The sequence below is a fragment of the Rubrivivax soli genome (assembly GCF_049810355.1).
GTDB lineage: Bacteria > Pseudomonadota > Gammaproteobacteria > Burkholderiales > Burkholderiaceae_C > Rubrivivax.
Genome location: NZ_CP187368.1, coordinates 1,007,708 through 1,021,296, shown reverse-complemented (window position 1 = coordinate 1,021,296; position 13,589 = coordinate 1,007,708). Strand labels below are relative to the sequence as shown.

Here is a 13,589-nt window from a genome sequence, read left to right as displayed (position 1 = left end):
CGATGACGCCGCGCGTGCGCATCCAGACCGGCGACTTCGACCTCGGCGCCGAGGTCGCTGCGCTGCGTGCCGGCGACACCGGCGTCGGCGCCGTCGTCGGCTTCGTCGGCACCGTGCGCGACCGCAACGGCGCCGGCCCGGCCGACATCAGCGTGCTCGAGCTGGAGCACTACCCGGGCATGACCGAACGCTCGATCGAGGCCATGATCGATGCCGCCTTCCAGCGCTTCGACATCCGCGGCGCGCGTGTCGTGCACCGCGTCGGGCCGATGCGGCCGGCCGAGCAGATCGTGCTGGTGGTGGTGAGCTCGGCGCACCGCGGGCAGGCCTTCCAGGCCTGCGAGTTCCTGATGGACTACCTGAAGACGCAGGCGCCGTTCTGGAAGAAGGAGACCACGCCCGCGGGCGCACGCTGGGTCGACGCACGCGTGGCCGACGACGCGGCGGCGCGCCGCTGGGGCCTGGACGTGAGCAACGCCTGATGGACACCGTGCAGCTGCGCAGTGCGCTCGGGCGGTTCACCACCGGTGTCACGATCGTCAGCTGTGTCGCCCCCGATGGCACGCGCGTGGGCCTGACGGCCAACTCCTTCCAGGCGCTGTCGCTCGAGCCGCCGCTGGTGCTGTGGTCGCTGCGCGCCGCCAGCCCCAGCCTGGCCGCGTTCCAGGCTGCCGCGCACTTCGCCGTGAACGTGCTGGGCGAGGCGCAGGTCGATCTGTCGCGCCGCTTCGCGAGCCGCCGCGACGACAAGTTCGACGACGGCGCCTGGGCCCCGGGCACGCATGGCGCGCCGGTGCTGGCCGGCTGCACGGCGGTCTTCGAGTGCGCCACCGTCTCGCAGCAGGCGGTGGGCGACCACGTGCTGTTCATCGGCCGCGTGCTCGCGCTCGACGAGGCACCGATCGCGCCGCTGGTGTTCCAGGGCGGGCACTACCACCTGCTGGGGGAGGTGCTGTGAGGCTGGAGGCCACGTGGATCGCCGCCTTCGAGCAGGCCTTCCGCCTGTGCGGCGTGCAGCCCGGCGACGCCTGCGCCGTGCTGTCGCAGACGCAGACCCGGCCCGAACTGCCGCAGCTGGCCGAGCTCGCGCTGCTGCGCCTGGGCGCGCGGCCCTTCCACCTGGTGCTGCCGGCCGCGCCGCTGGCAGCACCCGTGCCGGTGCGCTCCACCGGCGCGTCCGACGCCATCGGCGGCCTGGAGCCGGTGGTCGCGGCGCTGGCGGGCTGCGCCTTCTTCGCCGACTGCACCGTCGAAGGCCTGATGCACGCGCCCGAGCTGCCGCGCATCCTGGCCGGCGGTGCGCGCGGCCTGTACATCAGCCACGAGCACCCCGAGATCCTGGAACGCTGCCTGCCGCGCGCCGACGACGAAGCCCCGGTGCGCGAGGCGATGCGCCGGCTGAAGGCGGCGCGCGAGATGCACGTGCAGTCCGCCGCCGGCACCGATCTGCGCATCGCGCTGGCCGGCGCGCGCATCGGCGGCGTCTGGGGTTTCACGTCGCGCCCGGGCAGCTTCTCGCACTGGCCCGGCGGGCTGGTGCTGGCATTTCCGGCGGCCGGCAGCGTCCACGGCACGCTGGTGCTCGACCGCGGCGACGTCAACCTCACCTTCAAGCGCTATCTGCACGACCCGGTGCGGCTGGTCATCGAACACGACCACGCGGTGCGCGTGGAAGGCGACAACGTCGACGCCGAGCTGATGCGCGGCCAGTTCGATGCCTGGGGCGATGCCGCCGCCACCGCGGTGTCGCACGTGGGCTGGGGCCTGAACCGGCGCGCGCGCTGGGACGCCATGCACTTCTACGACAAGGCCGACTTCAACGGCACCGAGCTGCGGGCGTTCGCCGGCAACTTCCTGTACTCCACCGGCGCCAACGAGGTCGCCGGACGCCACACGCTGGGCCACTTCGACCTGCCGCTGCGCGGCTGCACGGTGGCGCTGGACGGCGTGCCGGTGGTCGAGGCGGGGCACCTGCTGTGAACGCCGCGCCCGTCTGCGTCGAAGCCGGGCAGGGCGACACGGCGGTGCTGCTGCTGCACGGCATCGGCGGCGGTGCTGCGATCTGGAACGACGCCTTGGGGGTGCTGGCAGCGGCCGGCCTGCATGCCGTGGCGCTGGACTTCCCCGGCTACGGCGCCACGCCCGGCGCGCCGACGATGGACGGGCTGGTCGGTGCCGTGGCCGTCACCGTGGCGCGGCTGGGCGCGCGGCGCACCGTGCTGGTGGGCCACAGCATGGGCGGCATGGTGGCGCAGGAGTTCCTGGCCCGCGGCCACGGCGGCGTGCACGCGCTGGTGCTGGCCTGCACCTCGCCCGCCTTCGGCAAGCCCGACGGTGCCTGGCAGGCGAGGTTCGTCGCCGATCGCCTGGCGCCGCTGGACGCCGGCCTGGGCATGGCTGGCATGGCGCGGGCGCTGGTGCCGGCGATGGTGGCGCCCGGCGCGGTGCCCGGTGCCGCCGAGCGCGCCATCGCCGTGATGGCCGCCGTGCCCGAGGCCACGTACCGCACGGCGCTGCAGGCCATTGCCGCCTTCGACCGCCGCGCCGCGCTGCCGGCCATCGCCGTGCCCACGCTGTGCCTGGCCGGCGCCCACGACCGCACCGCGCCGCCCGAGGTGCTGCAGCGCATGGCGCAGCACATCCCTGGCGCGCGGTTCCAGTGCCTGGCCGACGCCGGCCACATCGCCAACATCGAGCAGCCGGCGTCCTTCCATGCCGCGCTGCTGGACTTCCTGCAACCCCCGGTTGTTTGAGGAGACGCCATGCACATCGCCGGCAACCCCAGCACGCTGACGGCGCAGCAGCGCGAGCTGATCGACCTGGCCGCCACGCTGGGTGCTGAGAAGTTCGCGCCGCGTGCGGCCACGCACGACCGCGCGGCCAGTTTCCCGTTCGACAACTACGCCGACCTGCGCGCCGCCGGCCTGCTGACGATCTGCGTGCCGCGTGAACACGGCGGGCTGGGCGCCGACTTCGCCACCTACGTGATGGTGGCCGCCGAGATCGGCCGCCACTGCGGCGCCACGGCGCTGTCGTACAACATGCACGTGTGCTCCACGATGTGGGCCGGCTTCATCGCCGACGCACTGACGATGACCCCCGAGCAGCGCGCCGACCACGCCGCCAACCGTGCGCTGCATTACGCCAACATCGTCGAACGCGGCCTTGTCTACTCGCAGCCCTTCTCCGAAGGTGGCGCGGCGGCCGCCGGCAAGGCGCCGTTCGGCACGCTGGCGCGGCCCGCCACCGTGGACGGCGTGGACGGCTACGTCGTCAGCGGCAAGAAGATCTTCGCCTCGCTCGCCGGCGCGGCCGACTTCTACGGCGTGCTGTGCACGCTGGACCGGCCGCATGCGACGCAGAAGGATTCGCTGTACCTGGCCGTGCCGGCCGATGCCGCCGGCGTGCAGGTGGTGGGCGACTGGGACCCGCTGGGCATGCGCGGCACCGTCAGCCGCACGCTGCTGCTGCACGATGTGTTCGTGCCGCACACCGCGCGGCTGATGCCCGAGGGCCTGTACTTCCAGGCCGCGGCGCGCTTCCCGCACATGTTCGCGACGCTGAGCCCCACCTACATGGGCATCGCGCAGGCGGCCTACGACTTCACGGTGGCCTACCTGCGCGCTGAGGTGCCCGGCATGCCGCCCGTGAAGCGCCGCATGTACCCGACCAAGCAGTTCGCGGTGGCCGAGATGCGCGTGAAGCTCGAGCAGACGCGTGCGCTGTTCCTGCAGAACGCACGCGACGCGATGGTCGACCCGGACAAGGACACGCGCATGCGCCTCTATGCGGCGCACTACACGATCATGGAGAACGCCAACGACATCGCGCGGCTGGCGATTCGCACCTGCGGCGGCCAGAGCATGCTGAAGAGCCTGCCGCTGGAGCGCCTGTACCGCGACAGCCGCTGCGGCAGCCTGATGCTGCCGTGGACGGCCGAGCTGTGCATGGACCGCCTGGGCCGCGAGTGCCTGTACGAAGCCGGCGAGCGCGACGAAGCCATCGAATAGGCCCGGCGCCGTGTTCGACCGCCTCGTTCCCGCGCCGCTGGCCGATGCCGCCGAGGCGCACCTGCGGCACGACGGCGTGCAGCGCGGCGCGATCGTCGCCTGGCTGGGCCACAACAGCTGGGACATGCTGGCCACGCTGGTGGCCTGCCAGCGGCTGGGGGCGGTGCTGCTGCCGCTGAACTGGCGGCTGGCAGCGGCGGAGCTGGCGCAGATCGTCGGCCAGGCCGGTGCCGGCCACCTGCTGGGCACACCCGAGGTCGAGGCGCTGGCCGTCGAGGTGCTGCAGCGCGCGCGGCTGGTGCCCGGCCCGGCGGACGGCGTGCAGGGCGGCGATCTGCTGCTCGTCTCCACCTCGGGCACCACCGGCCGCGCCCGGCTCGCGATGCACACCGCCGCCGGCATGCAGGCCAATGCGCTGGCGGCGATCCAGGCGCTGGGGCTGAACGCGCACAGCCGCGTGCTGAGCGTGCTGCCGCTGTTCCACGTGGGCGGCCTGTGCATCCAGACGCTGCCGGCGCTGGCCGCCGGCGGCCAGGTGCTGCTGCACCCGCGCTTCGAGCCCGATCTGTGGTTCGACGCGGTGGCCGCCTGGAAGCCCACCACCACGCTGCTGGTGCCGGCCGTGATGCGCGCGCTGGTGGAGCACCCGCGCTGGGCCGGCGCCGACCTGGCATCGCTGCAGCACGTGGCCAGCGGCTCGCAGATCGTGCCGCGGCCGCTGATCGAGGCCTTCCACGCCCGCGGCATCCCGGTGGCGCAGGTCTACGGCGCCACCGAGACGGGGCCTGTCTCGATCGTGCTGCAGCCCGGGCAGGCGCTGCGGCAGGCCCATGGCGCCGGCCACCCGGCACTGGGCGTGCGGGTGCGCCTGGCCGCCGACGGCGAAGTGCTTCTGCGGGGCGCCAACCTGATGCGCGGCTACCACCGCGAGGCCGACACCGGCTTCGATGCCGAGGGCTGGTTCCACACCGGCGACCTGGCGCGCCGCCACGACGGCGGGGGCATCGAGATCGTCGGCCGCTCGAAGGAGCTGATCATCTCGGGTGGCGAGAACATCCACCCGGCCGAGATCGAGACCCTGGCTGCCGAGCGCCCCGAGATCGCCGAATGCGCCGTCGTCGGCGTGCCCGACGCGCGCTGGGGCGAGGTGCCGGTGCTCGCGGTCGTGCTGCGTCCACGGCAGGCGCTCGACCGCGCCGCGCTGCAGGCGCTGTTCGACGATCGGCTCGCGCGCTTCAAGCACCCGCGCGTGGTGCACGTGGTCGACACGCTGCCGAAGACGGCGCTGGGCAAGGTGCAGCGCGCGCTGCTGGCGCGCCAGCTGCACGCGGACTGACGCCGCGGCCGAGCGATCGCCGCACCCGCTGCGGCTGCGCAGGCGCATGATGGTCACCGCCCCCGGCGCCGGCCGCGGCGCGGCCTTGATCCAGCACAAGGCCGCTGCGCCGGCGCCTTGAAAACTGGCAGGCGCTGCCCCATGTCCGCTGCAACCCGGAGGATTCCCACCATGCGAGCCGACAAGTTCACCACCGCCTTCCAGCAAGCCCTGGGCGACGCGCAGAGCGCCGCAAATGCGGCCGACAACCCGTACATCGAACCGGCCCACGTGCTGGCCGCGATGCTGGTCCAGCCCGACGGCCCGAAGGCGCTGCTCGACCGCGCCGGTGCCAACACCGCGGCGCTGGCGCAGGCGATGGACGTGGCGGTGCGCAACCTGCCGCAGGTGCAGGGCGGCGGCCAGCCGGTGCAGCCCTCGCGCGACCTGGTGCAACTGCTCACGGCCGCCGACAAGGAAGCCACCAAGCGCGGCGACAGCTTCATCGCCAGCGAGATGTTCCTGCTGGCGCTGGCCGATGCCAAGAACGACATCGGCGGCATCGTGCGCGGCCACGGGCTGAGCCGCAAGGCGCTGGAGCAGGCGATCGAGGCCGTGCGCGGTGGCCAGAAGGTCGACTCGGCCGAGGCCGAAGGCCAGCGCGAGGCGCTGAAGAAGTACACGCTGGACCTGACCGAGCGCGCCCGCCAGGGCAAGCTCGACCCCGTGATCGGCCGCGACGACGAGATCCGGCGTGCCATCCAGGTGCTGCAGCGTCGCAGCAAGAACAACCCGGTGCTGATCGGCGAGCCGGGCGTCGGCAAGACGGCCATCGTCGAAGGCCTGGCGCAGCGCATCGTCAACGGCGAGGTGCCCGATTCGCTGAAGGGCAAGCGGGTGCTGTCGCTCGACATGGCCGGGCTGCTGGCCGGTGCCAAGTTCCGCGGCGAGTTCGAGGAGCGGCTGAAGGCCGTGCTGAAGGAGGTCTCGGCCGACGAGGGCAAGATCATCCTGTTCATCGACGAACTGCACACCATGGTGGGCGCGGGCAAGGCCGAGGGCGCGATGGACGCCGGCAACATGCTCAAGCCGGCGCTGGCGCGCGGCGAGCTGCACTGCATCGGCGCCACCACGCTGAACGAGTACCGCAAGTACGTCGAGAAGGACGCCGCGCTCGAACGCCGCTTCCAGAAGGTGCTGGTCGACGAGCCCAGCGTGGAGGCCACGGTCGCCATCCTGCGCGGCCTGCAGGAAAAGTACGAGGTGCACCACGGCGTGGAGATCACCGACCCGGCCATCGTCGCCGCGGCCGAGCTGAGCCACCGCTACATCACCGACCGCTTCCTGCCCGACAAGGCCATCGACCTGATCGACGAGGCCGCGGCCAAGATCAAGATCGAGATCGATTCCAAGCCCGAGGTGATGGACCGGCTCGACCGCCGGCTGATCCAGCTGAAGATCGAACGCGAGGCCGTGCGCAAGGAGACCGACGAGGCCTCGCAGCGCCGCTTCGGCCTGATCGAGGAAGAGGTGGCCAAGCTCGAGCGCGAGTACGCTGATCTCGAAGAGGTGTGGCAGAGCGAGAAGGCCACCGCCCAGGGCTCGGCGCACGTGAAGGAAGAGATCGACCGCATGCGCTTCCAGATCGAGGAGTGGAAGCGCAAGGGCGACTTCAACAAGGTCGCCGAGCTGCAGTACGGCAAGCTGCCCGAACTGGAGAAGCGGCTGAAGGAAGCGCAGGCCAAGGAAGCCGGCAAGGGCCGCGCGCAGCTGCTGCGCACGCTGGTGGGCGCCGAGGAGATCGCCGAGGTCGTGAGCCGCGCCACCGGCATCCCGGTCGCCAAGCTGATGCAGGGTGAGCGCGACAAGCTGCTGCAGATGGAGGCGCGGCTGCACGAACGCGTGGTCGGCCAGGACGAGGCCATCGTGGCGGTGGCCGATGCCATCCGCCGCTCGCGCGCGGGCCTGTCCGATCCCAACCGGCCGCTGGGCAGCTTCCTGTTCCTGGGTCCCACCGGCGTCGGCAAGACCGAGCTGTGCAAGGCGCTGGCCGGCTTCCTGTTCGACAGCGACGACCACATGATCCGCGTCGACATGTCGGAGTACATGGAGAAGCACTCGGTCAGCCGCCTGATCGGCGCGCCGCCCGGCTACGTGGGCTACGACGAGGGCGGCGCGCTCACCGAGGCCGTGCGCCGCAAGCCCTACAGCGTGCTGCTGCTCGACGAGGTGGAAAAGGCCCACCCCGACGTGTTCAACGTGCTGCTGCAGGTGCTGGACGACGGCCGCCTGACCGACGGGCAGGGCCGCACCGTGGACTTCAAGAACACCGTGATCGTGATGACCAGCAACCTGGGCTCGCACCTGATCATGCAGATGGCCGGCCGGAGCACCGAGGACATCAAGGACGCAGTCTGGGGCGAGGTCAAGCAGCACTTCCGGCCCGAGTTCCTGAACCGGATCGACGAGACCGTGGTGTTCCACGCGCTCGACCAGAAGAACATCGAGGCCATCGCCGCGATCCAGCTGCGCCTGCTGGAACAGCGCCTGGCGAAGCTGGAGATGAAGATCGAGGTCTCGCCCGCGGCGCTGGCCGAGCTGGCCAAGGTGGGCTTCGACCCGGTGTTCGGCGCGCGGCCGCTCAAGCGCGCGATCCAGCAGCGCATCGAGAACCCGGTGAGCAAGCTGATCCTGCAGGGCCGCTTCGGCCCGAAGGACGTGATTCCGGTGGACGTGGAGAACGGCGAGTTCGCGTTCTCGCGCGTGGTGCACTGAAGCGCGCCCCGGCCGGGCCGGCACCGCCGGTCGGGCGTGGGGGCGTCAGACGGGTACGGCCACCCGTTCCAGCTGCATGCGGGCCAGCGTCAGGTTGTTGGTGCTGGCCTGCAGCACCAGGTGCAGCACGATGCCCGGGTGCCCCGGCACCGGACGCAGCACCAGGTGCTGCTGGCCGACGGTGATGGCGGCCTCGGGTGGTGCGTGGCCCAGATGCAGGGCCTCGGCGGCGTTCGACATGGCGTCGAGCAGCAGGCCGCCCTGCACGGCCAGACGCTCGGCCGACGGCAGGCCACCGGCATGCGCCAGCGCCGCCTGCGTGCGCAGGTCGAAGACGCACACGCTGACGACGCCCTTGATGGCGGCGCAGCGGTGCACGTAGTCGCTCCAGCGTTGCGCGGCGCTGGGCGTGGACGCCGCGGCCGGCGTCTCCACGCCGGAGCGGCTGGTCGGCCCCAGCGGCATGGGCTCGGTGGGCGCCTCGGGCATGGGCACGACCGGGCGCGGCACGGCGCGGGCGATGTCGGTGTTCAGCGGCGCGGCCTGGGCCGCAGGCACCTGTTGCCGGTTCCAGGCCCCGCTGATGAAGGACCAGGCGTCGTTCGGGCGCGAGGCCTGCGGCGTGACGCGCACGTTCAGCCCGCTGCCGGCCACCAGCTGGCCGGCCTGCGCCGCCAGCGACGAGCCCGAGCCCAGCGGCAGCACCAGCATGTCGCGGTTGGTCCAGTTGACGCGCGTCATGGCCTCGCGCACCGGGGCCAGCGCGTTCGTCAGCGCCTGCGCTGGCACGTCGCCCAGCATCAGCACCGACAGCCGGCTGCGCGCCAGCAGCACCATCGCCAGCTGCTGGCGTTGCGCGCCGTCGGCATGGACGTCGGTGGTGTAGATGCGCACGTGGTTGCCGTCGCCCAGCGGCACCTCGACGAACTGCAGCACCGCCAGCGCCACACCCTGGCCCTGGCGGCGGATCGACAGGCGCTGCACGCGGGCGCCGGCCGCGCCGGCCAGCGCGTTCAGCAGGTGCAGCGTCGCGCTCGTGCCCACGTCGTGCAGCGCGATGTACTGCGGTGCCAGCCGCTCCAGCTGCTGCTGCAGCGCCAGCGCGGGTTCGCCGGTGACGAAGAGCTCGACCTGGTCGTCGGCGATGCGGCGGCCGATGTCGCGCAGACCCTGGCCCAGGTAGTCCTCGCGGTCGCGCACGATCTGCGTGGCCGGCGCTGCCAGTTCGGCGCGGCTCGGCTTGTAGGCCGGCGGGGGCCAGGGCAGGTCTTGGTCGGTCTTGGTCATGGTGAGGGCGGCCGTTCGGGGTCTTGTGATAGGAGGGCCAGGCACAGCCGGACCCGATGCATCTTAGGGAATCTCCTGCGCCGTTGCATCCCTTCGAAGGTGGTCGATCCCCTCCGTAGAATGAATTCCTTCCGGCATATCGGTCACTCGGCGCAAACCATGAGCACAGCCCCTCTCGCATCCGCCCCCGTCGTCGTCGTGGGGGCAGGGCTGGCCGGCCTGGTCGTGGCACTGCAGCTGGCGCAGCAGCGCCGCGTGATCGTGCTGGCCAAGCGCGAGCTCGGCGAGGGGGCCACGTCGTGGGCGCAGGGCGGCATCGTGGGGGTGCTGGGCCAGGACGACAGCGTCGAATCGCACGTGCGCGACACCCAGGAAGCCGGCGCCGGCCTGGTCGACGAGCACACGGCGCGCTTCATCGCCGAGCACAGCGCGGCCGCGATCGCCTGGCTGGTCGAGGCCGGCGTGCCGTTCTCACCCGATCCCGCCGGCCCGCTGGGCCTGCACCTCACGCGCGAAGGCGGTCATGCGGTGCGTCGCATCGCGCATGCCGCCGACGCCACCGGCAAGGCCATCCACGACGCGCTGCTGGCGCGGGCCGCGGCCCACCCGAACATCAGCCTGCGCCAGCGCTGGGTGGCGGTCGACCTGATCACCAGCCGCCACCTCAAGCGCGACGAGCTGCCGCACTGCTACGGCGTCTACGCGCTCGACATGGACAGCCGCCGCGTCGAGACGCTGCCGGCCGCGGCGGTGGTGCTGGCCACCGGCGGCGTCGGCAAGGTCTACCGCTACACCAGCAACCCCGACACCGCCACCGGCGACGGCATCGCGATGGCCTGGCGCGCCGGCTGCCGCGTCGGCAACATGGAATTCATCCAGTTCCACCCGACCTGCCTGTACCACCCGCAGGAACGCAGCCTGCTGATCACCGAGGCGATGCGCGGAGAGGGCGCCTACCTGACGCTGCCCAACACCGCCGTGGGCGACGGCGTCGGCACGCGCTTCATGCCGCAGCACGACGCGCGCGGCGAACTGGCGCCGCGCGACATCGTGGCGCGCGCGATCGACTTCGAGATGAAGAAGCACGGCCTGGACCACGTCTGGCTCGACGCGCGCCACCTCGGCGAGGCGTTCCTGAAGGAGCACTTCCCGACCATCCACGCGCGCTGCCTGAGCCTGGGCATCGACATCGCGCGGCAGCCGATCCCGGTGGTGCCGGCGGCGCACTACACCTGCGGCGGCATCGTCACCGACCTCGACGGCCGCACCGACCTGCCGGGCCTGTTCGCGGTCGGCGAGACCACCTACACCGGCCTGCACGGCGCCAACCGCCTGGCCAGCAACTCGCTGCTGGAATGCGTGGTGCTGGGCCGCACCTGTGCCACGCGCATCGCGCAGGAGGCCCTGGACGACCTGCCGACGGTGCCGCCCTGGGACGAGAGCCAGGTCGAGGACGCCGACGAGCAGGTCGTCATCTCGCACAACTGGGACGAACTGCGCCTGCTGATGTGGAACTACGTCGGCATCGTGCGCAGCACCAAGCGGCTCGAACGGGCGCTGCACCGCATCCAGATGCTGCGCGACGAGATCGACGACTACTACGCCAACTTCCGGGTCAACCGCGACCTGCTCGAGTTGCGCAACCTGGTGGTGTGCGCCGAACTCATCGTCGAGTCGGCGCTGCGCCGCCACGAGAGCCGCGGGCTGCACTACAGCCGCGACTTCCCGAACCCGCTGCCGGTGAGCTTCCCCACCGTGCTGATGCGCAAGGCGCGCAGCGAACGGCGCTGACGGAGCGCGGCGGCCTCAGCCGCGCGCGCGCATCGCCGTGCGCGCCTGCACGAAGCCGAACGCGAACTCCACCGCGTCGGCGATCTGGCGCTCGCTCTCGGTGCGCTCGCGCTCGCTGAGATAGAACGCGAAGTCCACCGCGTGGCGGATGTAGCGCGGCTGCAGCCGGTTCAGCGCCACGCAGGCCACGTCGGCCAGCAGGTCGTCGTTGTCCGCGACGCCGGGGAAGCCGGGCGCGGCCGCCAGCACGGCTTCGTACACGCCGCGTTCGTTGTGGTTGCGGATCGACGTGAAATCGACGGTCATCGGGCCACCCGGGAATGCTTGTGATCCCGCGTTATCGGCAGCGGCGCGGCCGACTTGATGCGTGACCCCCGCGGTGCGGAGGTGCCGTTCAGGCCGCGCCGACGTCCGGCACGAAGCCCCGCTGCGGCGCCTGCAGCGCCGCCGGGTTGGCCTTCACGAAGGCCAGCATGCGGTCGATGCAGCCCAGCGCCTGGCGGCGCACGTCCTCGGGCACGACGATCTCGCCGTGGCCGTGCTCCAGGCAGTCGACCACGCCCTGCAAGGCGTTCATCGCCATCCACGGGCAGTGCGCGCAGCTCTTGCAGGTGGCACTGTTGCCTGCGGTCGGGGCCTCGATCAGCGTCTTGCCCGGCGCCAGCTGCCGCATGCGGTGCAGCAGGCCGTTGTCGGTGGCGATGATGTATTCCTGCGCGCTGCCGCGCACCACCGCGTCGAGGATCTGCGTCGTGCTGCCCACCACGTCGGCCATCGCCACCACGCTCTTCGGCGACTCCGGGTGCACCAGGATCTGCGCACCCGGGTGCTGCTGCTTCAGCAGTTCCAGCTCCAGCCCCTTGAATTCGTCGTGCACGATGCAGGCGCCGTTCCACATCACCATGTCGGCACCGGTCTGCTCCTGGATGTAGCGGCCCAGGTGGCGGTCGGGCGCCCACAGGATCTTCTGGCCCTGTTCCTGCAGGTGGCGCACGATGGCCAGCGCGCACGAGCTCGTGACCATCCAGTCGGCGCGCGCCTTCACCGCGGCGCTGGTGTTGGCGTAGACGACGACCTGGCGGTCGGGGTGGGCGTCGCAGAAGGCCGAGAACGCGTCGGGCGGGCAGCCCAGGTCGAGGCTGCAGGTGGCGTCGAGGTCGGGCATCAGCACGCGCTTGTCCGGGCTCAGGATCTTGGCGCTCTCGCCCATGAAGCGCACGCCGGCCACCACCAGGGTCCTGGCGGCGTGGTCGCGGCCGAAGCGCGCCATCTCCAGCGAATCGGCGACGCAGCCGCCGGTCTCGAGCGCCAGGTCCTGCAGGTCGCCGTCGACGTAGTAGTGCGCCACCAGCACCGCGTCGTGCAGCTTCAGCAGCCGCGCCGCATGCTCCTTGGCGGCGGCGCGCTGCGCCGGCGTCTGCGGCGGCGGCACCTTGGCCCAGGCGTGGGCGGTGCAGGTGGCGCCGCGGGCGTCCTGCAGCGGGTAGTCGAAGCTCTTCTGGCTGGCATGCGCGTTCATGCCGGGATGTTAGCCCCGGGGCCCCGCCCGGGCTGGCGTCGCGGGTTCAGGCCGCGCGAAGAAGCGGCCCGGCGGCACGCCCACCGAGCGCCGCACCATCGCCGTGAAGGCGCTGGCGCTGGCGTAGCCCAGATCGGCGGCGATCAGCCCCATCGGCCGGCCCTGCGCCGCCAGCGTCAGCGCGTGCGCCAGCAGCACCTGCTGGCGCCAGGGGCCGAAACTCGTGCCCAGTTCCTGGCGGAACAGGCGCGCCACCGTGCGCGCGCTGGCGCCCGAGGCCGCCGCCCAGCCGTCGAGCGTGTCGTGCCGCGTGGGTTCGGCCAGCACCGCCTGGCACAGCGCGCGCAGCCGCTTGTCCTGCGGCAGCGCAATGCCCAGACGCACCGGCGCCGCGCGGCGCAGTTCGTCCAGCGCCACCTGCCCCAGCAGGCGCTCGCGTGCCAGCAGTGCGGGCGCGGGCGGCGTGCTGCCGTCCATGCCCACGTCCATCTGCAGCACCACCTCGCGCAGCAGCGGCGAGACCTCCAGCACCCGGTGCCGGCGCCACGCCGCCTGCTCGGCCGCCGGCACGCCGGGGCCGATCTGCGTGGCCGTCTGGTGGATGTACAGCGTGCGCAGCTCGGCCGCCTCGACCACCGTGACCACGTGTTCCACGTCGGGCGGAATCCACACCGCGCGCCAGGCCGGCGCCAGGCAGGTGGTGTCGCCGGCGGTGATGCGGGCCACGCCCTCGACCGAGATCGCCACCTGCGCCCAGGGGTGGCGGTGCGGCTGGATCTCGCTGTCCGGGTCCATGTGGCGGGCCTTCGCGCGCACCGGGCGCTCGGCCGTGGGTGCGTAGCGGCGCGGGTCCAGCGGCGCGAGCAGGGTGCGGGCAGGGCGTGGCATGAAT

The 13,589-nt window shown here is 72.3% G+C and carries 12 protein-coding genes; 8 read left to right on the top strand and 4 right to left on the bottom strand.

Annotation, left to right across the window (positions count from 1 at the left end):
- The first annotated feature begins 2 nt into the window (after positions 1–2).
- From ACPOLB_RS04470 to clpB, 7 genes are all read left to right on the top strand, one after another.
- A complete protein-coding gene (locus tag ACPOLB_RS04470; protein WP_425260102.1) occupies positions 3–482 on the top strand; it encodes a molybdenum cofactor biosynthesis protein MoaE in 480 nt (159 codons plus the stop codon).
- Positions 482–958, top strand: coding sequence for a flavin reductase family protein (locus ACPOLB_RS04465; RefSeq protein ID WP_425260101.1), 477 nt, complete (start codon positions 482–484; stop codon positions 956–958). The genes ACPOLB_RS04470 and ACPOLB_RS04465 overlap by 1 nt, the downstream gene beginning before the upstream one ends.
- On the top strand, positions 955–1,980 hold the full coding sequence (locus tag ACPOLB_RS04460; RefSeq protein WP_425260100.1) for a peptidase M29: 1,026 nt from the start codon (positions 955–957) through the stop codon (positions 1,978–1,980). Before ACPOLB_RS04465 ends, ACPOLB_RS04460 begins: the two co-directional genes overlap by 4 nt.
- Positions 1,977–2,753 carry an alpha/beta fold hydrolase gene (locus tag ACPOLB_RS04455; RefSeq protein WP_425260099.1) on the top strand — a complete coding sequence of 259 codons (777 nt, stop codon included), beginning with the start codon at positions 1,977–1,979 and terminating at the stop codon, positions 2,751–2,753. The genes ACPOLB_RS04460 and ACPOLB_RS04455 overlap by 4 nt, the downstream gene beginning before the upstream one ends.
- Before the next feature lie 9 nt (positions 2,754–2,762).
- Positions 2,763–4,010: an acyl-CoA dehydrogenase family protein gene (locus tag ACPOLB_RS04450; protein ID WP_425260098.1), complete on the top strand. Its 1,248-nt coding sequence runs from the start codon at positions 2,763–2,765 to the stop codon at positions 4,008–4,010.
- Positions 4,011–4,020: 10 nt separating this feature from the next.
- A complete protein-coding gene (locus ACPOLB_RS04445) occupies positions 4,021–5,346 on the top strand; it encodes a class I adenylate-forming enzyme family protein (RefSeq protein WP_425260097.1) in 1,326 nt (441 codons plus the stop codon).
- 171 nt (positions 5,347–5,517) lie between these two features.
- Positions 5,518–8,100 carry an ATP-dependent chaperone ClpB gene (gene clpB, locus ACPOLB_RS04440; RefSeq protein WP_425260096.1) on the top strand — a complete coding sequence of 861 codons (2,583 nt, stop codon included), beginning with the start codon at positions 5,518–5,520 and terminating at the stop codon, positions 8,098–8,100.
- Positions 8,101–8,145: 45 nt separating this feature from the next.
- Here the strand turns inward: clpB and ACPOLB_RS04435 are convergent, their stop codons facing one another.
- On the bottom strand, positions 8,146–9,387 hold the full coding sequence (locus ACPOLB_RS04435; protein WP_425260095.1) for a hypothetical protein: 1,242 nt from the start codon (positions 9,385–9,387) through the stop codon (positions 8,146–8,148).
- 159 nt (positions 9,388–9,546) lie between these two features.
- On the opposite strand from ACPOLB_RS04435, the gene nadB reads away from it, so the two are divergent.
- Positions 9,547–11,178 carry an L-aspartate oxidase gene (gene nadB / locus ACPOLB_RS04430; protein WP_425260094.1) on the top strand — a complete coding sequence of 544 codons (1,632 nt, stop codon included), beginning with the start codon at positions 9,547–9,549 and terminating at the stop codon, positions 11,176–11,178.
- 15 nt (positions 11,179–11,193) lie between these two features.
- On the opposite strand, the gene ACPOLB_RS04425 is transcribed toward nadB, so the two are convergent.
- From ACPOLB_RS04425 to ACPOLB_RS04415, 3 genes are all read right to left on the bottom strand, one after another.
- On the bottom strand, positions 11,194–11,484 hold the full coding sequence (locus ACPOLB_RS04425) for a late competence development ComFB family protein (protein ID WP_425260093.1): 291 nt from the start codon (positions 11,482–11,484) through the stop codon (positions 11,194–11,196).
- Between the two features lie 88 nt (positions 11,485–11,572).
- Positions 11,573–12,697 (bottom strand): quinolinate synthase NadA, encoded by a 1,125-nt coding sequence (gene nadA / locus ACPOLB_RS04420; RefSeq protein WP_425260092.1) that lies wholly within the window; start codon positions 12,695–12,697, stop codon positions 11,573–11,575.
- 9 nt (positions 12,698–12,706) lie between these two features.
- On the bottom strand, positions 12,707–13,585 hold the full coding sequence (locus ACPOLB_RS04415; protein WP_425260091.1) for an AraC family transcriptional regulator: 879 nt from the start codon (positions 13,583–13,585) through the stop codon (positions 12,707–12,709).
- Positions 13,586–13,589 lie beyond the last annotated feature (4 nt).

What these genes read in the sequence shown, in the direction of transcription:
- ACPOLB_RS04470 (WP_425260102.1), top strand. Translation starts at nt 3, where the DNA reads ATGACGCCGCGCGTGCGCATCCAGACCGGCGACTTCGACCTCGGCGCC.
- ACPOLB_RS04465 (WP_425260101.1), top strand. Translation starts at nt 482, where the DNA reads ATGGACACCGTGCAGCTGCGCAGTGCGCTCGGGCGGTTCACCACCGGT.
- ACPOLB_RS04450 (WP_425260098.1), top strand. Translation starts at nt 2,763, where the DNA reads ATGCACATCGCCGGCAACCCCAGCACGCTGACGGCGCAGCAGCGCGAG.
- clpB (WP_425260096.1), top strand. Translation starts at nt 5,518, where the DNA reads ATGCGAGCCGACAAGTTCACCACCGCCTTCCAGCAAGCCCTGGGCGAC.
- ACPOLB_RS04435 (WP_425260095.1), bottom strand. Translation starts at nt 9,387, where the DNA reads ATGACCAAGACCGACCAAGACCTGCCCTGGCCCCCGCCGGCCTACAAG.
- nadB (WP_425260094.1), top strand. Translation starts at nt 9,547, where the DNA reads ATGAGCACAGCCCCTCTCGCATCCGCCCCCGTCGTCGTCGTGGGGGCA.
- ACPOLB_RS04425 (WP_425260093.1), bottom strand. Translation starts at nt 11,484, where the DNA reads ATGACCGTCGATTTCACGTCGATCCGCAACCACAACGAACGCGGCGTG.
- nadA (WP_425260092.1), bottom strand. Translation starts at nt 12,697, where the DNA reads ATGAACGCGCATGCCAGCCAGAAGAGCTTCGACTACCCGCTGCAGGAC.
- ACPOLB_RS04415 (WP_425260091.1), bottom strand. Translation starts at nt 13,585, where the DNA reads ATGCCACGCCCTGCCCGCACCCTGCTCGCGCCGCTGGACCCGCGCCGC.